We start from the raw sequence: 20,136 nt of genomic DNA, 5'->3' as shown, positions 1-20,136 counted from the left end.
GCACGCTGAATTATAGGAAGAAAAGATGTACGACATCGTCAAACGAACCGCTATCGGCGCGGTAATTTTACTGATCATGCCATTGATTATTTGGGCCAGCGGCTGGCAATGGCAACCGGGATCGCAGGGGCTATGGCTGCGCATGTTGTTCTGGACAACCGAAACCGTGACATCGCCATGGGGTATTTTAACCAGCGCGATATTGGGCCTCTGGTTTCTCTGGTGCCTGCGTTTCCGGGTCAAACCCGCGCTTGGGGTGCTGGTCATCATGATCATTACGGTCATGATTGGTCAGGGAACGAAATCGGCGATTAAAGGCCTGGTGCAGGAACCCCGTCCGTTCGTCGTCTGGCTGGATAAGAATCACCAGATTGACGATAGCTACTTTTATTCTTTGCCGCGTAAAGAACGCGCCGAACTGGTCAAAAAGCAGTTGCACGATGAGGCGCAGATCCCCGGCTGGCTGCGCAGTCACTGGCAGGCGGAAACCGGATTCGCGTTTCCGTCCGGGCATACCATGTTCGCCGCCACCTGGGCGTTACTGGGGGTAGGGCTGTTGTGGTCGCGCCGGCATTACAAAACCGTCGCGGTATTAATGCTGTGGGCGACATCGGTGATGGGCAGCCGTCTGGTGCTGGGCATGCACTGGCCGCGCGATCTGGTTGTGGCGACCTTGATAAGCTGGCTGCTGGTGGTGGTCGCCTGCTGGCTGGCGCAGCGCTGGTGCGGTCCGCTGACATTGCAACGCGAAGAGATTCAACAGCAGGCCGCGGAAGACGACGCGGCCCGCAACTGACTTAATACTCGCCTGCCTTATTTTTTCCTGCGGATGACGTTATGTCATCCGTCAGGCTGTTGACAAAATCAATGAATGAACACCGGGATCGGGACGCTAAACTTTCCCTGTCTGCCGGGGAAATGGGAATTTTATGGGGTTTATCGCCAAAATTTGGCATAATTCATTTGGTTAATGGGATACCACAGGAAATAGAGCGTGAAATACTTGCTGATTTTTTTACTCGTGCTGGCGATATTCATCATTTCTGTCACACTGGGTGCGCACAACGATCAGACGATTACGTTTAATTATCTGCTGGCGCAAGGGGATTATCGTATATCGACGCTGCTCGCCACACTGTTTGCCACCGGGTTTGTCCTTGGTTGGGTAATTTGCGGTCTGTTTTATCTGCGTCAGCGCATTGCGTTAGGCCGCGCGCAACGTAAAATCAAGCGTCTGGAACAACAACTTTCTGCCTCAAATGAAGAAAGCCTGACGCCAGCGCAGCCTGCCACCCACTAAGGAATCATTTTCTATGCTAGAACTGCTGTTTCTGTTGCTGCCTGTGGCCGCCGCTTATGGTTGGTACATGGGCCGCAGAAGTGCGCAGCAGGACAAAGAGCAAGAATCCAACCGTCTGTCGCGCGAGTATGTCACCGGGGTAAACTTCCTGCTCTCCAACCAGCAGGATAAAGCGGTTGAATTGTTTCTCGATATGCTCAAAGACGACAGCAATACCTTTGAAGCACATCTCACCCTCGGCAATCTGTTCCGTTCGCGCGGCGAAGTCGATCGCGCTATCCGTATTCATCAGGCGTTGACCGAAAGCACCTCGCTTTCCTTTGAGCAACGTTTGCTGGCGGTGCAACAGCTTGGCCGCGACTACATGGCCGCCGGCCTGTATGACCGCGCGGAAGAAATTCTCAAACAACTGGTGGACGAAGAGGATTTCCGCCGCAGCGCCCTGCAACAGTTGTTGCTGATCCATCAGGCGACCAGCGACTGGTTAAACGCCATCGATGTGGCGGAAACGCTGGTTAAAATGGGGGAAGATTCGCTCAAGGCCGACATCGCCCACTTTTACTGCGAGCAGGCGTTGCTGGCCATGGGCAGTGACGATCTGGATAAGGCGCTGGCCCTGTTGAAGAAGGGGGCCGCCGCCGATAAACAGTGCGCCCGCGTCTCGATCATGATGGGGCGTATCTATATGGCGCAGCAGCAATACGCCCGCGCGGTGGACGCGCTGCAACAGGTGCTTGAACAGGATAAAGAGCTGGTCAGCGAAACGCTGTCGATGCTGCAAGAGTGCTATCAGTATTTACAGCAGCCTCAGGACTGGGCGGCGTTTCTGACGCGCTGCGTCGAGGAAAATACCGGCGCCGCGGCGGAACTGATGCTGGCCGACATCATTGAACAGGAGCAGGGTACGGAAGCGGCCCAGGTCTATATCAATCGTCAGCTCCAGCGGCATCCGACCATGCGCGTATTCCATCGCCTGATGGATTACCACCTGAATGAAGCGGAAGACGGCCGGGCGAAAGAGAGCCTGTTGGTTCTGCGCGATATGGTCGGCGAGCAAATCCGCACCAAACCGCGCTATAGCTGCCGCAAATGTGGTTTTACCTCGCAGTCTTTATATTGGCATTGTCCTTCCTGCCGCAGTTGGGCCAGCATGAAACCTATTCGTGGATTAGATGGACAATAATCAATACCGATTGAAGCCGTCGCCGGTTTGAGAAACAGCCGATTTAGTTACAACATACTCTATGTTTAGCTACCCATACGGTTCCAGCAGCTAACGGTGATGCCATTAGCCTGACAGGCGGCTGGGATTTCAACGGCGGGGCATGTAGAATGCGGCGGGCATTTTAGTCGCGAATACCGGCTTTGTTAAATCAAGGGGTGACAAGAGTGAAAAACGAAAATCTAACAGAAAATAACCTGGCTGCATCATCCCCAATCATTGTGGCTCTGGATTATGCCGATCAGCGCGCCGCGTTGTCGTTTGTTGATCGCATTTCTCCGCAGGATTGTCGGCTGAAAGTGGGCAAAGAGATGTTCACCCTGTTCGGCCCCCAGTTTGTAAAATCGCTCCAGCAGCGTGGTTTTGATGTTTTCCTCGATCTGAAATTTCACGATATTCCGAATACCACCGCCCATGCGGTCGCCGCCGCCGCCGATCTGGGGGTCTGGATGGTGAATGTGCATGCCGGCGGCGGCGCGCGGATGATGATGGCGGCGAAAGACGCGTTGCTGCCATTCGGCGACGACGCGCCGCTCTTGATCGCCGTTACGGTACTGACCAGCCTGGAAGCGGAAGACCTGCGCGATCTCGGCATTACGGCCAGCCCGGCCGAGCAGGCGGAAAGGCTGGCGTTGCTGACCTATAACTGCGGCCTTGACGGCGTGGTCTGCTCCGCCCATGAAGCGGAACGTTTAAAGCAGGCGTGCGACGAGAATTTTAAGCTGGTCACGCCGGGAATTCGTCCCGCGGGCAGCGACGCCGGCGATCAGCGCCGTATCATGACGCCGCTTCAGGCCCAGCAGGCCGGGGTGGATTATATGGTGATCGGTCGTCCAATCACCCAGTCCGCCGACCCGGCGCAAACGCTGCGTGAGATCCGGGCGTCCCTGGCCGCGGAGGCGTGAGCGATGAACCGTAATGATGAAAGCCGGCTGGTTTATTCCACGGAAAACGGGCGCATCAAGCCGGAAGAAGAGAAGGTTGCGCGTCCGCGAGGCGACGGCATCGTCCGTATCCAGCGTCAGACCAGCGGGCGCAAAGGCAAGGGCGTTTGCGTGATTAGCGGCGTCGAACTTGATGATGACGCGCTGGCGAAACTGGCCGCGGAATTGAAGAAAAAATGCGGCTGCGGCGGGTCGGTAAAAGAGGGCGTCATTGAAATTCAGGGCGACAAGCGTGATTTGCTCAAGCAACTGCTGGAAGCGAAAGGCATGAAGGTGAAGCTGGCGGGCGGTTAAGGCAATGATGGAAAGTAAAAATGGAGCCGAAGCTCCATTTTCACAAAAACGCTGAATGATTAGTCCACCTGACGGCCGATAAGCCCCCCGATGGCGGCGCCGCCCAGCGTGCCTAATGTGCCGCCGTCGGTTAAGATGGCGCCGCCGACAGCCCCAGCGCCCGCGCCAATCGCGGTGTTGCGATCGCGCTTGGACATATTTGAGCAGCCAGCTAAGGCAACTGTCAGGACGATGGCTAAGGCTGCGCTGGCAAATTGTTTGTTCACTTTCATATTTTCCCCTTTTCACGCTGACCTCACCGTTTTCTTTAGTGAGGAAATATCGTACTGCGACTTTTTTACGAAATTAAATAATAGTGCTGAGCCTCTGTAGCTTGGTGAGTAGTATAATCCTCGGGAAAAACCGCAACAGGTAAAAAATCTTAATTCCCTTACGTTACGACACTGATAGCAATAATTGGTAAAATTGATGGTTTTTTGAAACGCGCCGGTAAAATAAAACGCGTATCAGATAGCAGAACCCTGCCGGATCTTTAGCGATTTAGCCCATAGCGGCGACGGTCGGCGCTAAGGAGAATGGTTTCATACCATTGCGCGGGAGCTGACTATGTTAGACGAACTGAAAAAACAGGTATTAAAAGCCAATCTGGCGCTGCCGCAGCATCAGTTAGTGACATTTACCTGGGGCAATGTCAGCGCGGTCGACCGATCTCGCGGACTGATGGTGATTAAACCGTCCGGGGTCGAGTATGACGTTATGACGGCGGATGACATGGTTGTCGTTGAGCTGGAGAGCGGGAAGGTGATGGATGGAACGAAAAAGCCCTCTTCGGATACCGATACCCACCGCGTGCTGTATCAGGCGTTCCCTGATATTGGCGGCATCGTCCATACCCATTCCCGCCATGCCACCATCTGGGCGCAGTCCGGCAACGATATTCCCGCCTGGGGAACCACGCATGCCGATTATTTCTATGGCGCGATCCCATGCACGCGTTTAATGACCGATGAGGAAATTAACGGCCGTTATGAGTGGGAAACCGGTAAGGTGATTGTTGAAACCTTTCATTCCCGGCATCTTTCGCCATCCGATATTCCGGCGGCGTTAGTCAATGCGCACGGCCCCTTCGCCTGGGGTAAAGACGCAGATAATGCGGTACATAATGCCGTGGTATTGGAAGAAATCGCCTATATGGGGCTTTTTTCCCGTCAACTCGCTCCCGATCTCAGCGCTATGCAGCAAACCTTGCTGGATAAACACTACCTGCGTAAACACGGTAAAAACGCGTACTACGGACAATAAAAAACTCCCCGCCGGCGACGGCGGGGAGTCTGTTACCTCGGCTTACTTGGCCGTATGCGTTTCCTCACGTAAAACCACCGCGGTTTCCTGCGCCGTCGGCGTTTGGCTGTTCAACGCGCGCCGAATAACGAAGAACGCCGATATCAGCATCGTCACGGCGACCAGCATAAAGAAACCGCACAGCGCAGCGTTAATCTGATTGCTGAACACGATGGTTTCCATATCCTTGATCGTTTTGGCCGGGGCAATCAGCGTGCCTTGTTCAATACCGGCGGAGAAACGTCTGGCCTGAGCCAGAAAGCCGATGTTGGCCTGTTCATGGAAAATCTTCTGCCAGCCGGCGGTCATCGAGGTGATAAACAGCCAGATGGTCGGCAGGATGGTCACCCAGGCATAACGCTGTTTCTTCATCTTGAACAACACCACGGTGCCGAGAATCAACGCCATGGACGCCAGCATCTGGTTGCCGATGCCAAACAGCGGCCACAGCGTATTGATGCCGCCCAGCGGATCGATCACGCCCTGATAAACGAAGAATCCCCAGCCGGCGACGGCCACGGTAGTACCCGCCAGATTGCCGAGCCACGAATGACTGTTCGCCAGTTTGGGGATCACCACGCCCACCAGATCCTGCACCATAAAGCGGCAGGCGCGGGTGCCGGCGTCAACGGCGGTCAGAATAAACAGCGCTTCAAAAAGGATGGCGAAGTGATACCAGAAGGCCATCATCGCCCGGCTGTTAAAGATTTCGGTGATGATATAAGCCATTCCCACCGCGAAGGTCGGGGCGCCGCCCGCGCGCGACAGCACCGAGGCCTCGCCCACGTCTCGGGCAATCTCGGCAAGCGCTTCCGGCGTGATGACGAATCCCCAGCCATTAATGACCTGCGAGGCGTTTTCCACCGTGGTGCCGATCAGCGCCGCCGGCGAGTTCATGGCGAAATAAACGCCGGGTTCGATGACCGATGCGCAAATCAACGCCATAATGGCGACAAAGGACTCCATCAGCATGGCGCCGTAACCGATGAAACGGATGTGGCTCTCGCGTTCCACCAGTTTCGGCGTGGTGCCGCTGGAAACCAGCGCATGGAAGCCGGAAATCGCGCCGCAGGCGATAGTAATAAACAGGAAGGGGAACAGGCTGCCGGAGAACACCGGCCCGCTGCCGTCGATAAAGCGTGAAACGGCGGGCATTTTCATTTCCGGCATGGCAAAGACGATCCCCACCGCCAACCCGACGATCACGCCGATTTTCAGGAAGGTAGAGAGATAATCACGCGGCGCCAGCAGCAACCAGACCGGCAGCACGGAGGCGATAAAACCGTAAATCACCAGCGCCCAGGTCAGCGAGGTGCCTTTTAAGGTGAAGAAGGGACCCCAGTATGGGTGCGCGGCGATATTGCCGCCATAGACAATCGCCAGCATCATCAACACAAAACCGATGATCGACACTTCCGCGATTTTCCCCGGACGCAGGAAACGCATGTATACGCCCATGAACAGTGCGATAGGAATGGTGGCGGCGATGGTGAATAATCCCCATGGACTGTCCGCCAGGGCTTTTACCACCACCAGCGCCAACGCCGACAGGATAATGATCATCACGCCCAGGGCGCCAAGCATGGTGATCACGCCGGCAAAGGCGCCCAGCTCCTGTTTCGCCATTTCGCCCAAAGAACGTCCGTCGCGCCGGGTTGAAATAAACAGCACCAGGAAATCCTGCACCGCGCCGGCCAGCATTACGCCCACCAAAATCCAGATGGTGCCGGGCAGAAAGCCCATCTGCGCGGCGAGAATGGGGCCGACCAGCGGCCCGGCGCCGGCAATGGCCGCAAAATGGTGGCCGAACAGCACCCATTTATTGGTCGGGACATAGTCCAGCCCGTCATTGTGACGTTCCGCCGGTGTTAAGCGTCGGTCATCCAGTTCGAAGACTTTTTTGGCGATAAACAAACTATAGAAACGGTAGGCAATGCTGTAACAAGCTACGGATGCGACAACCAGCCATACGGCATTCACGTGCTCACCGCGGCTTAAGGCCAGCATGGCGAACGCGACGGCGCCCGCCAAACCAACCAATAGCCAGATCACGATGCTCTTGACGTTATTCATAACAACGGCTCCTTCGTTACTCAGGAAGATGTGTAGCGCGACTGTTAAGGCAATTTAACAATAGTGGGTTTAATGCCGAAGAGAAGCGGGCGGATATGAAAATGTGAGCAACCATAAATTTCTGTAAAGAAATTTAAACGTGAGAACCATTAATCGCTGAAAAACAGTGTGAAAGAGAGGGGATGAACAAGGAATTGGCTGTCGTAAGCAAGCCCTGTCGTTAATCACAGGGCTGATAACCCGTTAAGGAAGAACGTTACCCGCCGCGCGGTAGATCTCATACCACTCGTCACGGCTCAGCCGCAGCGCCGACGCCAGCGCAATATCACCAATACGCGCAGGGTTCATACTGCCGACGATCACCTGCATATTGGCCGGATGACGCAAAATCCAGGCGGTGGCGATGGCGGTGTTTTTTACCTGATACTGACTGGCGATACGGTCGATAACGGCATTCAGCTCAGGAAATTTTTCGTTATCCAGAAAAACGCCTTCGAAGAAACCGTATTGAAAAGGCGACCATGCCTGGATAGTCATATCGTGCAGCCGACTATATTCCAGAATAGCGCCGTCGCGATCGGCGGCCGACGCGTTGGTCATGTTGACGTTAAAGCCCGCGTCAATCATACCGGTGTGCATAATGCTGAACTGAAGCTGATTGGCAATCAGCGGTTGGCGCACCGATTTTTTAAGCAGTTCGATTTGCAGCGGATGTTGATTGCTGACGCCGAAATAACGCACTTTGCCGCTTTTTTCCAGCGTATCGAAAGCGGCGGCCACTTCGTCGGGTTCGAACAGGGTATCCGGACGATGCAGCAGCAGGGCGTCAAGATAGTCGGTTTTTAAGCGCCGCAGGCTGCCTTCCACCGAGGAGATGATGTGCTGTCGGGAAAAATCGAAAACGCCTTTGCGAATGCCGCATTTCGATTGCAGAACGATAGCGTCACGACTAACGCCGGTTTTCTGTAAGCCGGCGGCAAAAATTTCTTCTGATTTGCCCGCGCCATAAATATCGGCATGATCGAAAAAGTCGATGCCGGCATCAATCGAGGTCTGAATGACTTCCGCGGCCTGAGCCGGCGTTAGCGAATCCATTCTCATGCAGCCTAAAGCAATGTTCGATGCGTATAACCTGGATGTGCCTATCGTGATCTTGTTCACCTGCAATCTCCTGCGATAGAAAAATATGCCGAGGCTGGCCCACGAATGGGCCAGCGACAAAGGAACATTATGCTGCGGGTTTGGCGATGACGCTGCGGGTTTCGAGGCGAACTTCCGCAATCACGACATCCAGAGCGTCGCCCTGACGGTAAACTTCTTCGCCTTTTACCAATACCGTACCGGTATCCTGGCTGCACACCAGCTCGTCGCGTACCGAGTGGATGAAGGAGGAGGGGATAAACGCCACCGCGCCGTTATCCAGCAGGCGCACGCGCAGGCCGCCGCGGGTGACATCCATAATCTCGGCCGGGAAGCGCGTATCGGTTCCCGCTTTATCCTTCAGGAAGCGGGCGTATAACCAGTCGCCGACGTCGCGTTCCGCCATCCGGTTAAGGCGGCGACGTTCCGACAGTTGCACGGTGACGTCATCCTGGGGTTTCTCCGCCGGTTGACCGGCGATCACCGCTTTCAGCAGGCGGTGGTTAACCATATCGCCATACTTACGAATCGGCGAGGTCCAGGTGGCGTAGGCCTCCAGCCCCAGACCAAAGTGCGGCCCCGGCGTGGTGCTGACTTCGGCGAACGACTGGAAGCGACGGATGCGGCCGTCTAGGAACGAGGTCGGCAAGGCGTCCAACTCGCGGCGCAGGGAACAGAAACCGTCAAGGGTCAGCAAGGTCTGGGCATCGGCCTGTATGCCGAACGAATCCAATACCGATACCGCCTGTTCGACGGAGGCCGGATCGAAACCGTTATGCACGTTGTAGATGCCGAATCCCAGTTTGTCGCGCAGCACGACGGCGGCGCAGACGTTAGCCGCGATCATCGCTTCTTCGACGATGCGGTTGGCGATGCGCCGCGGTTCGACGACGATATCCAGCACTTCGCCTTTTTCTCCCAGCAGGAAGCGGTAATCCGGGCGGTCTTTGAATACCAGCGCATGCGCGGTGCGCCATTCGTTGCGCGCCAGACAAACGCGGTGCAGCAGGCGAATTTGTTGCGCGATGGCATCGCTCGGCGGTTGCCAGTCGCCCTGTTGCTCCAGCCAGTCGGACACATCGTCATAGGCCAGCTTGGCCTTGGATTCGATCCAGGCGGCAAAGAATTGAATGTCGTCGCCCAGAGAACCGTCGGCGTTGATTGTGACGCGGCAGGCGAGAACCGGACGGCGCTCATTCGGACGCAGCGAGCAGATATCGTCCGACAGTTGGCGCGGCAGCATCGGAATATTGAAGCCGGGCAGATAATTAGTGAAGGCGCGCTGGCGAGCGATGTTATCCAGTTCGCTGCCTGCTTCGACGTAGGCGGTGGGATCGGCAATGGCGATGGTCAGTTGCAACGCGCCCGCGCCGCTATCCTGCACGTACAGCGCATCGTCCATATCTTCGGTGCTGGCGCTGTCGATGGTAACGAAATCCAGCGCGGTCAGGTCTTCACGCGCCAGAGAACCATCGTTGCGTTCGGTGGCCTCGGCCTCGGGCGCGGCGCGCTCCAGATTATGGCGTGACAATGTCACCCACCACGGCGCCAGCGGATCGTCGCCGGTGGTGATGAATTGGGTCAATTCGGCATGGAATCCGCGGTCGCCCTTGAGCGGATGACGGCGCATCTCCGCCACGGCCCAGTCGCCATTTTGAAATGTATGGCTGACGTCGCGTGCGGGGCGGCAGGAAATCGCGTCTTTCAGCAGCGGATGATCGGGGATGATGGATAAACGATCGTCTTTTTTTTGCACGCGGCCGACAAAGCGACTCAGGAAAGGTTCGAGCAGCGTTTCCGGCTCGGCGATTTCGCGTTCTTTTTCCGTGTGCAGGGTGGCGGTGATACGGTCGCCGTGCATCACTTTTTTCATGTGCGGCGGCGGGATGAAATAGCTTTTTTGTGCGTCAGCTTCAAGAAAGCCAAACCCTTTATCAGTGCCTTTGACGACACCTTCAACCCGTGGCGTCTGTGAGTGAAGTTGCTGTTTTAGCTGTGCAAGCAGCGGATTATCTTGAAACATAGCGTCCAAAAATATGGTTATAAGTAGCTCGATTAGCGGCTGACAGTTTTACGCGAATCGGATGCCGGCGGCAAGCGTTGATAGCAGGATAATTGACAGAGACGAAACAAGGTTGCGGGCATGTGTGATGCCGGTCATTTAAGAAAGCAAAGATGCGAGACGGCCGGGGTATTCGTCGGCCAGTTGATACCCCGCCAATTAACTTGTCCTTAACGACAAGTTAAAAAACATCCGCTCTTCTTCACGATAAAACAACGATAAAGTGAGAATTCTCTCAATATCTATTTCTTATTCTGGACTATTCCTTTTCCTCTGCTATAAACGTCGACGTACAAGGAACGCATAGCCCTGAATGGAGACAATAATGGCCGTTATTCCCCTAATGCCTTCAGGCGGTTTCCCACTTCTGCGTGGGGAGCCTGGTATCAGAAGCCGCCTTATGGTGATGACCCCCGCGACCAGTTCAGGATTCAACAAGGGATAGACTATGCAAATAAGCACGGCTATTAAATGGGGTCATCGGTTGCTAACCGTCGCGCTATTGGCCGCTGTCATCCTATTCTGCATTGTTCAGTACATGACATCTGGCCCTTATCATGATCGGCTTTACAGTCAAAAGTCGCTTACCGAAAACATTTGGCTTTATGTCACTAAATATCAGGACGCCGGCGCGACGGATTCTGATATATATCGCTATTATCTCTATCACCGAATTGACGGTGACCCGATGGAAGTTCTGGGCGATTCGACGCCATTTATGACGGCGGATCGAGGCGATGCGTCTGTATCCGGCGTGGGAAGCCGTATTACGGTCAGACTGACAGGGAAAATCTATTCATTCAGTAACTCGGCGTTTTTCTATGATGGAAAAACAGCGGTAATGCCGACGATTGATCTTGATGCCCGAGGGGTAAACGCCTGGAGAGAGTAGCCGCCGGTCACCCAGATCATCATCATGAAATGTCATTTCCGATTAAAGCCTTTCTTCTGGTTTAATACGCATTTTTCACAGCCCTCCTTTATAAATACGCGGGACGATCGGAGTAACGATCGTCCCAGATAGCGGATTTGCGGTTTATACTCGGCGCGTATGGATCGGCGCAGCGGTTTGCTCACTGCGGGAAATCTTCACCGGTACGGATTTTGACGTCGGGGTAAAGGTTTCGTCGCCGTAGCTGGACAAAGGAACCAGCGGGTTGGTTTCCGGATAGTAGGCGGTCAGATTACCGCGTGGAATCTGGTAGCCGACCAGCCGGAAGCCGCTGACTTTACGGGTTATGCCGTCATGCCACAGGGTTTCGATATCCACCAGGTCGCCGTCCGCCAGCCCTTGCGCCGCCATATCGTCAGGGTGGATGAACAGCACTTCGCGCTGACCGTAGACGCCGCGGTAGCGATCGTCGAGACCATAAATCGTGGTGTTGTACTGATCGTGCGAGCGCAGCGTTTGCAGCGTGAAGGGAACCGCTTCATCCAACTGCGGAAACAGCGAATCCGGCAGCGCGGCATGACTGAATTCGGCTTTGCCGCTGGCGGTTGCGAAGCGCAGTTCGGCCGCCGCATTGCCGAGGTAAAATCCGCCCGGCAGATTGCATTTTTCGTTGAAATTCTCAAAGCCGGGGATGGTGGCGGCAATATGATCGCGGATACGGGAATAGTCATCCGCCAGCGCCGGCCAGTCCAGTTTTCCCTTGCCCAATACGGCGTCGGCGATGCCCGCCACAATCGCGGTTTCCGAACGTTGCAACGCAGACAACGGCTGGCCGACGCCCTCGGAGGCATGCACCATGCTGAAGGAGTCTTCCACGGTAATAAACTGCGGCCCGGCGGCCTGTATATCGAGATCGGTTCGCCCCAGCGCGGGCAGGATCAAGGCATCAACTTTTCCGGTAATCAGATGGCTGCGGTTCAGTTTGGTGCTGATGTGTACCGTCAGATCGCAACGGCGCAGCGCGGCTTCGGTGCGCGGCGAATCCGGCGCGGCGGCGGCAAGGTTTCCGCCCAGCGCGATGAGCACTTTCACTTCATCGCGCAGCATGGCTTCCAGCGCTTCCACTGTGTTATGACCCGCCGCGTGCGGCGGCGTAAAGTTAAAGCGTGCGGCCAGCCGCGCCAGAAAATCGGCCGCGGGTTTTTCGTCGATCCCCATCGTTCGGTTCCCCTGCACGTTACTGTGTCCGCGTACTGGACACAGCCCGGCGCCGGGTTTGCCTAACTGGCCGAACAAGAGTTGCAGGTTAACGATTTCACGCACCGTCGCCACCGAGTGTTTATGCTGGGTTACGCCCATCGCCCAGGTGCAAATCACCCGCGGCGATTGTTGGTAAATTGCGGCCACGCCGCGCAATTGCGCGGCGCTCAGGCCGGACTGTCGTTCTATTTTTTGCCAACTGGTGTCGTCGACCGCCGCCAGATAGGCTTCAACCTGTCGGGTATGGGCAGAGAGGAATTCTTCGTCAAACAGCCCGTTTTCGCCGGCGTTCAGGCGTTGGCGGTGCGTTTCCAACAGCGCTTTCACTATGCCGCGCACGGCGGCCATATCGCCGCCCAGATTGGGTTGCAGGTAGGTTTCGCTAATATCGCCCGCCAGCGGCGTCAACAACTCCAGGGGATTTTGCGGGTTGGCGAAACGCTCCAGTCCGCGTTCGCGCAGCGTATTGAACGAAACGATGTGCGCGCCGCGATCGGCGGCATGGCGCAGGCTGTGCAGCATCCTGGGATGATTGGTGCCGGGATTCTGGCCGAATACGAAAATGGCGTCGGCATGCTCGAAATCATCCAGACGAATTGTGCCTTTACCCACGCCGATGCTCTGTTTCAGCCCGGTACCGCTGGCCTCATGGCACATGTTGGAGCAGTCGGGAAAGTTGTTGGTACCCAGCATGCGGCCAAACAGTTGATACAGATAAGAAGCTTCGTTGCTTGCCCGCCCCGATGTATACAGCTCCAACTGATTGGCATGATCCATCGCCCTGATATGTTGCGCAATCAAGGCAAATGCATCGTCCCAACGGATGGGGACGTAGCGATCGGTTGCGCGGTCGTAGCGCATCGGCTGGGTCAGCCGTCCCTGATATTCCAGAAAGTAATCGCTTTGCTGACGCAGGGTCGAGACGCTGTGCGCGGCGAAAAATTCCAGATCCACCGCTTTGCGCGTGGCTTCCCAACTTACCGCTTTAGCGCCGTTTTCACAGAAGCTGAAGGTGCTGTGGTTATCGTCGCCCCAGGCGCAGCCGGGACAGTCAAAACCTTTGGCTTTATTGACCCGTAACAAGTTTCGGATATTTTTCAGCGCTTGCTTGCTGTCCAGCACAAAACGGGTGGTGGCTTCCAATGAGCCCCAGCCGCCAGCCGCGCTGCGGTATGGCTTGATGGATGGTTTGAATTTCATGGCGAGATCCGCAGGTGAGAATGTTTTTAATATGTGAACATTTCTTTAATGATTTGCTCTTCTGCCGCGAGTCTAGGTGGTGCGCGCCATCTCGTCTAATCAAATAGGGCAATGGCGGGATAGATGGCGTTTATCGTAAATAAAGTGTGACCGGGTGCAGAATCTTGATTTTTTTGTCTAGTTGTATATACAAAGTGAGGTGTTTTCCGGCTATTACTTAACCAGTACGGAAAAACAGGAAGGGCAAATAATGAAAGATCTTGGCAATAAGGTTCACGCCTTTGGTAAGGCACTGATGATGCCGATTTCGGTTATCGCCGCAGCCGGGATTTTCCTGGGGCTGGCGGCGGCGATGCAAAACCCGGCCGTCACCGGCGAGGCATTCGCCAATATGCAGATCCCGCAGTTGATTATCGGATTTATTCGCCAGATAGCCGGCGCGCTGTTTGCCAATCTGCCGCTGTTTTTTGCGGTCGCCAGCGCGATTGGCCTGGCCAACGCCGAGAAACCGACGGCGGCCTTTGCCGCCGTGATCGGCTTTATTTCCATGCATGTCGGGGTAAGGGCGACGCTGACGGCGCAGAATTTGACGCCGGCCACCACCGCGATTGACGCGTTGACGGCGACCGGGATGGATCATACCGCCGCATTGATGTACGCCGCCGAGTTTACCCAGACGCTGGGGATCTTCACCTACAACATGAGCGTGTTGGGCGGCGTGATAGCCGGGGTGATCACGGTGATGCTGCACAACCGTTTCTACACCATCGAGTTGCCCACCGCCATCAGCTTTTTCGGCGGCCGCCGCTTTGTGCCGATCGTCACGGTGGCCTGCCTGCCGTTAGTCGGCGTCGGGCTGGCGCTGATTTGGCCGACCATCGGCAGCGGCATCGCCTGGGTCGGGGAATTGATTGGACACAGCGGGCAGTATGGCGCGTTTCTGTATGGCTTTTCCGAGCGCATTCTGATCCCTACCGGGTTGCACCATATTCTGAATGAAACCGTGCGCTTTACGCCCATCGGCGGCGTGGCCACCATCAATAATGAAACGGTGGTCGGCGCGCTGAATATCTTTAATGCGTCGCTGACCAATCCGGGGGCGGTCAGCGACGACATTATCCGCAATGCGACCCAGTTTCTGGCGCAGGGCAAAATTCCCATCATGATGTTCGGGCTGCCTGGGGCGGCGTTGGCGATGTACCAATGCGCCCGTCCCGAGCATAAAAAGCGGGTGAAAGCGTTGATGCTGGCCGGGGGGCTGGCCTCGTTCACCACCGGGATTACCGAACCGCTGGAGTTCTGCTTCATCTTCGTCTCGCCGGTGTTATATCTGCTGCATGCGGCGCTGAGCGGGTTGTCCTTCATGCTGATGTCCGTGCTGCAACTGATGATCGGCAATATTCAGGGCGGCGCGATTGATTTGCTGGTGTTCGGCGTATTGGGCGGATTGAAAACCAAGTGGTGGTATGCGGTGTTACTGGGGCTGCTCTATTTCGCGGCTTATTACTTCGTATTCAAAACCATTATCAGACGGATGGGCGTGGAAACGCCGGGGCGGGAATCGGAAGAACAGCCGGCGGAAACCGCGCCGGTCAGCGCCGATGAGCGTACGCAAAACATCATCAGCGGATTGGGCGGCGAGGGCAATATTGCGGAAGTGGACTGCTGCTTTACCCGTTTACGCGTGCAGGTAAAAGACATGAATCTGGTGGTGGATAAGACATTGATGACGACCGGCGCGAACGGCATCAAGCGGGTGAACGAGCATAACATCCAGGTCATTTACGGCCCTAAGGTGGAAAAAATCGCCAATGATGTCAAAACCGCGCTTGGTGTGACAACGTAACTTAATCTGAAGCGGATAAAACGGGAAATGGTTATGACGAAGACATACAGTATTGTGATTGTCGGTGGCGGGTCAACCTGGACGCCGGGCCTGCTGAAAGCGTTGTGTAAACGGCAGAATACCTTTCCGCTCAGGCGGTTGGTGATGTTCGACGTCAATGCCGAACGCCAGACGGTGATTGGCGACTTCGCCCGGTTGCTGTTCAGCGAAGAGTACCCGGCGCTGGCGTTTTCCTATACCACCGATATTGATGAAGCCTTTCATGATGTGGATTTTGTCTTCTGCCAGATGCGCACCGGCGGTTATGAAATGCGCGAGAAGGATGAGAAAATCCCGCTCTCTCTGGGGGTGATTGGACAGGAAACCTGCGGGCCGGGCGGTTTTGCCTATGGGCTGCGTTCTATCGGCGACATGATTGAACTGGTGCAGAATGTTCGCACCCGTTCGCCGGATGCATGGATCCTGAACTATACCAATCCGGCGGCCATTGTGGCCGATGCGCTGCGGGTGAAGTTCCCCCATGACCGGCGCATCCTGAATATTTGCGACCAGCCGGTCAACCTGCTGCGCTCGTATGCCCGTTTACTGGGGCGGGACGTCAACGAATTTGAACCTGTCTATTTCGGTCTGAACCACTTCGGCTGGTTTACCCATCTGTACGATCGCGCCGGCGTGGATCTGCTGCCGCAGTTGAAAGAAATCATCAGCAACCAGGGCTTTAAGCCGGCGGACGCGGAGCAGCGGGATCGTTCGTGGCTGGAGACCTATGCGGTCGTCGCCGATATGCTGCGTGATTTCCCGGACTACCTGCCGAATACCTACCTGCAATATTACCTCTACCCCGACTATAAGCTCAGCAAGCTGGATCCGAATTTTACCCGCGCCAACGAAGTGATGGCGGGCCGGGAAAAACGGGTGTTTGAAAGCTGCCGCGATGCGGTGAAAGCCGGCACCACGAAAAGCGCCAGCGTGGTGCATAACGATGCGCACGGCGACATGATTGTGGAGGTGGCGGAATCCATCGCCTATAACCAGCACCGGATTTTCGTGGTGATCGTGGAAAACAACGGGCTGGTGAATAACCTGGACGATACGGCGATGGTGGAGGTGGCGGCGACGCTGGGCAGCAACGGGCCGCGGCCCTATGGCGTCGGCAATATTCCTACCTTCTATAAGGGGATGATTGAGCAACAGTTCGCCTATGAGCGTCTGACTGTCGAAGCCTGGTTCGAAGGCTCTTACAACAAAGCGTTGCAGGCGCTGACGATTAACCGGCTGGTGGTCGATGCCAAAAAAGCCCGCAAGGTGCTGGATGCGCTGATTGTCGCCAATAAGGGGTATTGGCCGGAACTGAAATAGGCGGTTACAGCGCTAACAATGGACGCAGCGGCGCATCAAGGGTAAAGGTATAGCGCCGCTGATTGTAATAGACATTCGACAGTTCGAAAGGGACGCGGTCGGCGAAGAAGGCGACCACGCTGGCGCGCAGAACAGGCTCATCGCGCGCCAGCCCCAGCGCTTCCCGTACTTCGGAGGAGGGAAGCTCGGCGAAGATCTCCTTATGGCTGCCTACGGCGTCGTAGCCTTTCGATTTCAGGTAGGCGTATTTGGACTGGCTGAGCGCCTGTGCGCTCAGGTCGGGGAACAACGCCAGATTCATCCAGGATTGCTCATAGACAAACGGCGTGCCGTCAATCAAACGCAGACGCACCATATAGTGAACCGGCGTGTTTTCGGCAATCTGGAGCGCGTCGGCGATATCATCCGTCGCCGGTTGCTGGGAAAAATGCAGCAACTGATTGACGATCTTGCGCTGGGTGCTGTTGGCGACTTCGCTGGATGTCAGATGTTGATCCAGCGGCAACTGAACTTTTACCTGCGTATCCGGCCGGGCGACAAAAGTTCCCCGGCCGCGAAAGCGTTCGACCAACCCTTGTCTGACCAGATAATCCACCGCCTTGCGCGCCGTCATGCGCGAAACCTGATATTGCTGACACATTTCCGCCTCGGTCGGCAGCGGATCGCCGGGCTTCAGCGCATTTTCTCGTATCTGACGACTCAATATCTGCTCAATTTGCAGATAAAAAGGGATAAAGGAATGCTTATCAATCATGTCGTCTTTCTCCCGTTGGCTTATCAGTCAAGATAGTATAGATGGGTAGTTATCTAGACAAGCATTCGTCGAGGTTCAGGCGCGCATGACTAAAAGCATGCGTTAATATACTCACGACACGCCTCACGAGAGAATACCGCAATGGACATAAAGCAGTTGATTTACCTGTGCAATCTGGAAAAAGAACGTCATTTCGGCCGGGCGGCGGAAGCCAGTTTCGTTAGCCAGCCGACGCTGTCGATGCGCTTGAAAAATCTGGAGCGGGAACTGGGTCTGGCGCTGATCAACCGGGGAAATAATTTCGAAGGTTTCACCGCGGAAGGCGAGCGGGTACTGGCCTGGGCAAAGGAGATAGTTTCCGTCTATCAGGGGCTGAAACTGGACGTTGCGGCGCTGAAGCGCGGCGCCGGGGGCGTATTGCGCATTGGCGCGGTTCCGCAAAGCAATATTGCGCTGCCGCGATTGCTGGCCGCCGTCGGTCGAAGCTACCCGGAACTGGATTTTCAGATATCGCTGTTTAGCGCCGATCGGTTATTAGAAGCCCTGCATGCCCATTCCGTCGATGTCGGCATCGGCTTTTTTGAAGTCGCCATCTTGCAGGAATGGCGTTTCCAGGCGGCGCAACTGGCCGGGCAGGGGGTTGACGTGTTGTTTCATCCTCGGCATTTTCCTCAACTGGTCGGGGATGCGCCGCTGGCGTTAAGCGAACTGACCGCGTTGCCGCTGTGTCTGGCGGAATCCAGCCGCTACTTCCGGCGTTATCTGGACACCCATTTTCATGAAGCGAACATGACGCCCTGGGTGAAAATAGAGAGCAGTTCGATCTTGCAACAGATCCAGAGCGTGTTTATCGGCCTGGGGTGCGCGCTCGTACCGCGCGGCAGTCTGCTGGCGGAAATGACGCCGGCCCTGAAGCTGCGCGCGGTTACGTTGCCGGCGATGCGCCGACAGGCGGCTATCGTGGTGGCCCCGCCGGGGAAAGTGACGCCGCTGGCGCAGAATTTCTTCGACGCGGCGCGGCAATGGCTACGGGATAATCAGGACGGCGCAGAAGCCTGAATTGATGCGCTCAATCGCGCCCGGCACCCGTCGGTTAATGCATCAGTCATAGAGATGATCTTTTTGTACCGGCGAGTGCGTCGTGCTGGGACGAATACGCCTGACCGAGTCGCGGATCACCAGTTTCCCGTTTAATAGCAGGTTGCCTGTGGGGGCGTCCGGGCGCATCAACAGATATTGCAGTTGCCGGACCGCTTCCTCGCCCAACTCCTCGCGCGGAACATGGACGGAAGTCAGCGGAATGTCGTGAATGGACGCCAGATTGAAGCCATCCATGCTCATTACCGACACCTCCTGCGGTACGCGTAATCCGGCCTGATGCAGCGCGTTCACGGCGCCCACCGCCATAAAATCGCCGCCCGCCAGGATCGCCGTCGGTCTTTTTTCTTGCGGACAGCGCGCCAGAAACTCGCTCACCGCCTGTTCGGATTCGGCCGTACTGAAATTCTGTATCGCCAGCAAATTGTATTGATCGACGAACGGCAGATTGTGGTGCTGATAAGCATCGCGGATCCCCGCCAGCCGCCACTCCATGGTATAGCGCCGCAAACACAGCAGGCTCAGCACGTCGCGATGCCCTTGCTCAATCAAATAATTGGCCGAGTGTTCGCCGATCAACCGATGGTTGGGCGCGACGCCGGGCAGTTTCATTTTGCGATCGATACAGTTAATCAGAATGCAGGGTTTACCCATATCGGCCGCCAGCGAATGAATATAGGGATCGTCAATCCCGATCAATATCGCCGCTTCCGTATCCGGGTCGTTCATCTTTTCCAGAAACAGGGGAACATCGCTGTCATTTTCGTCGAGGCCGCAGTAGCGGAGACGAACCTCATGCGGCGCCAGCGCGTCGATAATACTTTGGATCACTTTGTGGTAAAAGATGTCAGACCGCACGTCAAATGCCCGCTGCGGCGCAAAGACCATCAGACCGTTCAGCAGCAGACGCCCGGTAACCAGGTTATCCAGTACGCCGTACTGTCTGGCGCAGTCGAGAATGCGCCTTTTGGCCGACTCGCTGGTATTGGCCTTACCAGACAAGACGCGTGAAACCGTACTGATCGATAACCCCGTTTGCGCGGCAATTTCCCGTATTTTCAGGTTTCTTTTCATTTTGTGATCTCGTTCAACTTCGCAAATGACAAAATTTTCATGAGAAACAAACCCTGTCAGGATAGGCTCAATCAGCCTGGTTGATATAACTTTGAGCGTATCATGAAAATCCTTGCAAAAAAGTGAGTGTCGCGTTGTTTTTAATTGCTTTACTTTTCGTTTGGTAAACCAATTATCGACGTATAAATAATTGGCTTCTTATTTAAAGGTAATCAATACAAATAGATAAAACAATTGATGTGACCGGGTGCAGAAAAAAATACCAACACGCGCCGAC

17 protein-coding genes are annotated in these 20,136 nt (G+C 55.5%); 10 read left to right on the top strand and 7 right to left on the bottom strand.

The features are described 5' to 3' along the window. The first annotated feature begins 25 nt into the window (after positions 1 to 25). From pgpB to yciH, 5 genes are all read left to right on the top strand, one after another. Positions 26 to 796, top strand: coding sequence for a phosphatidylglycerophosphatase B (gene pgpB / locus ABRZ28_RS16760; RefSeq protein ID WP_319602258.1), 771 nt, complete (start codon positions 26 to 28; stop codon positions 794 to 796). Between the two features lie 198 nt (positions 797 to 994). Then, positions 995 to 1,300: a LapA family protein gene (locus tag ABRZ28_RS16755; protein WP_319602268.1), complete on the top strand. Its 306-nt coding sequence runs from the start codon at positions 995 to 997 to the stop codon at positions 1,298 to 1,300. Between the two features lie 13 nt (positions 1,301 to 1,313). Beyond that, entirely contained in the window at positions 1,314 to 2,483 is a 1,170-nt protein-coding gene (gene lapB, locus ABRZ28_RS16750; RefSeq protein ID WP_330520959.1) for a lipopolysaccharide assembly protein LapB, read from the top strand. 206 nt (positions 2,484 to 2,689) lie between these two features. Next, on the top strand, positions 2,690 to 3,427 hold the full coding sequence (pyrF, locus tag ABRZ28_RS16745; RefSeq protein WP_330520958.1) for an orotidine-5'-phosphate decarboxylase: 738 nt from the start codon (positions 2,690 to 2,692) through the stop codon (positions 3,425 to 3,427). A 3-nt stretch (positions 3,428 to 3,430) separates the two neighbouring features. Then, a complete protein-coding gene (yciH, locus tag ABRZ28_RS16740) occupies positions 3,431 to 3,760 on the top strand; it encodes a stress response translation initiation inhibitor YciH (protein WP_330520957.1) in 330 nt (109 codons plus the stop codon). 59 nt (positions 3,761 to 3,819) lie between these two features. On the opposite strand, the gene osmB is transcribed toward yciH, so the two are convergent. Then, on the bottom strand, positions 3,820 to 4,032 hold the full coding sequence (osmB, locus tag ABRZ28_RS16735) for an osmotically-inducible lipoprotein OsmB (protein WP_319602272.1): 213 nt from the start codon (positions 4,030 to 4,032) through the stop codon (positions 3,820 to 3,822). A 334-nt stretch (positions 4,033 to 4,366) separates the two neighbouring features. Here osmB and araD point away from each other — a divergent pair, with 334 nt between their 5' ends. Beyond that, positions 4,367 to 5,062 (top strand): L-ribulose-5-phosphate 4-epimerase, encoded by a 696-nt coding sequence (gene araD, locus ABRZ28_RS16730; protein ID WP_319602273.1) that lies wholly within the window; start codon positions 4,367 to 4,369, stop codon positions 5,060 to 5,062. A gap of 42 nt (positions 5,063 to 5,104) precedes the next feature. On the opposite strand, the gene ABRZ28_RS16725 is transcribed toward araD, so the two are convergent. The 3 genes from ABRZ28_RS16725 to ABRZ28_RS16715 form a co-directional block, all read right to left on the bottom strand. Continuing rightward, positions 5,105 to 7,174 (bottom strand): carbon starvation CstA family protein, encoded by a 2,070-nt coding sequence (locus tag ABRZ28_RS16725; protein ID WP_319602274.1) that lies wholly within the window; start codon positions 7,172 to 7,174, stop codon positions 5,105 to 5,107. Between the two features lie 243 nt (positions 7,175 to 7,417). Continuing rightward, positions 7,418 to 8,335, bottom strand: a complete 918-nt coding sequence (locus ABRZ28_RS16720) for an aldo/keto reductase (RefSeq protein WP_330520956.1) — start codon at positions 8,333 to 8,335, stop codon at positions 7,418 to 7,420. Between the two features lie 67 nt (positions 8,336 to 8,402). After that, positions 8,403 to 10,337, bottom strand: coding sequence for an exoribonuclease II (locus ABRZ28_RS16715; RefSeq protein WP_330520955.1), 1,935 nt, complete (start codon positions 10,335 to 10,337; stop codon positions 8,403 to 8,405). Between the two features lie 487 nt (positions 10,338 to 10,824). Between ABRZ28_RS16715 and ABRZ28_RS16710 the strand changes: the two genes are divergently transcribed. Next, positions 10,825 to 11,268, top strand: coding sequence for a hypothetical protein (locus tag ABRZ28_RS16710; RefSeq protein WP_319602277.1), 444 nt, complete (start codon positions 10,825 to 10,827; stop codon positions 11,266 to 11,268). Between the two features lie 144 nt (positions 11,269 to 11,412). Here ABRZ28_RS16710 and ABRZ28_RS16705 read toward each other — a convergent pair whose 3' ends face one another. Next, positions 11,413 to 13,728 (bottom strand): FdhF/YdeP family oxidoreductase, encoded by a 2,316-nt coding sequence (locus ABRZ28_RS16705; RefSeq protein WP_330520953.1) that lies wholly within the window; start codon positions 13,726 to 13,728, stop codon positions 11,413 to 11,415. Positions 13,729 to 13,978: 250 nt separating this feature from the next. On the opposite strand from ABRZ28_RS16705, the gene ABRZ28_RS16700 reads away from it, so the two are divergent. Both ABRZ28_RS16700 and ABRZ28_RS16695 read left to right on the top strand, forming a co-directional pair. Next, positions 13,979 to 15,574: a PTS transporter subunit EIIC gene (locus ABRZ28_RS16700; protein WP_330520952.1), complete on the top strand. Its 1,596-nt coding sequence runs from the start codon at positions 13,979 to 13,981 to the stop codon at positions 15,572 to 15,574. A gap of 33 nt (positions 15,575 to 15,607) precedes the next feature. Further along, positions 15,608 to 16,933 carry a 6-phospho-alpha-glucosidase gene (locus tag ABRZ28_RS16695; RefSeq protein WP_330520951.1) on the top strand — a complete coding sequence of 442 codons (1,326 nt, stop codon included), beginning with the start codon at positions 15,608 to 15,610 and terminating at the stop codon, positions 16,931 to 16,933. Positions 16,934 to 16,937: 4 nt separating this feature from the next. On the opposite strand, the gene ABRZ28_RS16690 is transcribed toward ABRZ28_RS16695, so the two are convergent. Next, positions 16,938 to 17,687, bottom strand: coding sequence for a GntR family transcriptional regulator (locus tag ABRZ28_RS16690; protein WP_330520950.1), 750 nt, complete (start codon positions 17,685 to 17,687; stop codon positions 16,938 to 16,940). Between the two features lie 141 nt (positions 17,688 to 17,828). Here ABRZ28_RS16690 and ABRZ28_RS16685 point away from each other — a divergent pair, with 141 nt between their 5' ends. Next, positions 17,829 to 18,746 carry a LysR family transcriptional regulator gene (locus ABRZ28_RS16685; protein ID WP_330520949.1) on the top strand — a complete coding sequence of 306 codons (918 nt, stop codon included), beginning with the start codon at positions 17,829 to 17,831 and terminating at the stop codon, positions 18,744 to 18,746. A gap of 42 nt (positions 18,747 to 18,788) precedes the next feature. Here the strand turns inward: ABRZ28_RS16685 and ABRZ28_RS16680 are convergent, their stop codons facing one another. Continuing rightward, entirely contained in the window at positions 18,789 to 19,859 is a 1,071-nt protein-coding gene (locus ABRZ28_RS16680) for a LacI family DNA-binding transcriptional regulator (protein ID WP_319602283.1), read from the bottom strand. Positions 19,860 to 20,136: the final 277 nt, after the last annotated feature.

Origin of the sequence: Brenneria sp. g21c3 (assembly GCF_040240345.1) — a bacterium.
GTDB lineage: Bacteria > Pseudomonadota > Gammaproteobacteria > Enterobacterales > Enterobacteriaceae > Brenneria.
This window is presented reverse-complemented; position numbering and strand designations above follow the sequence as displayed.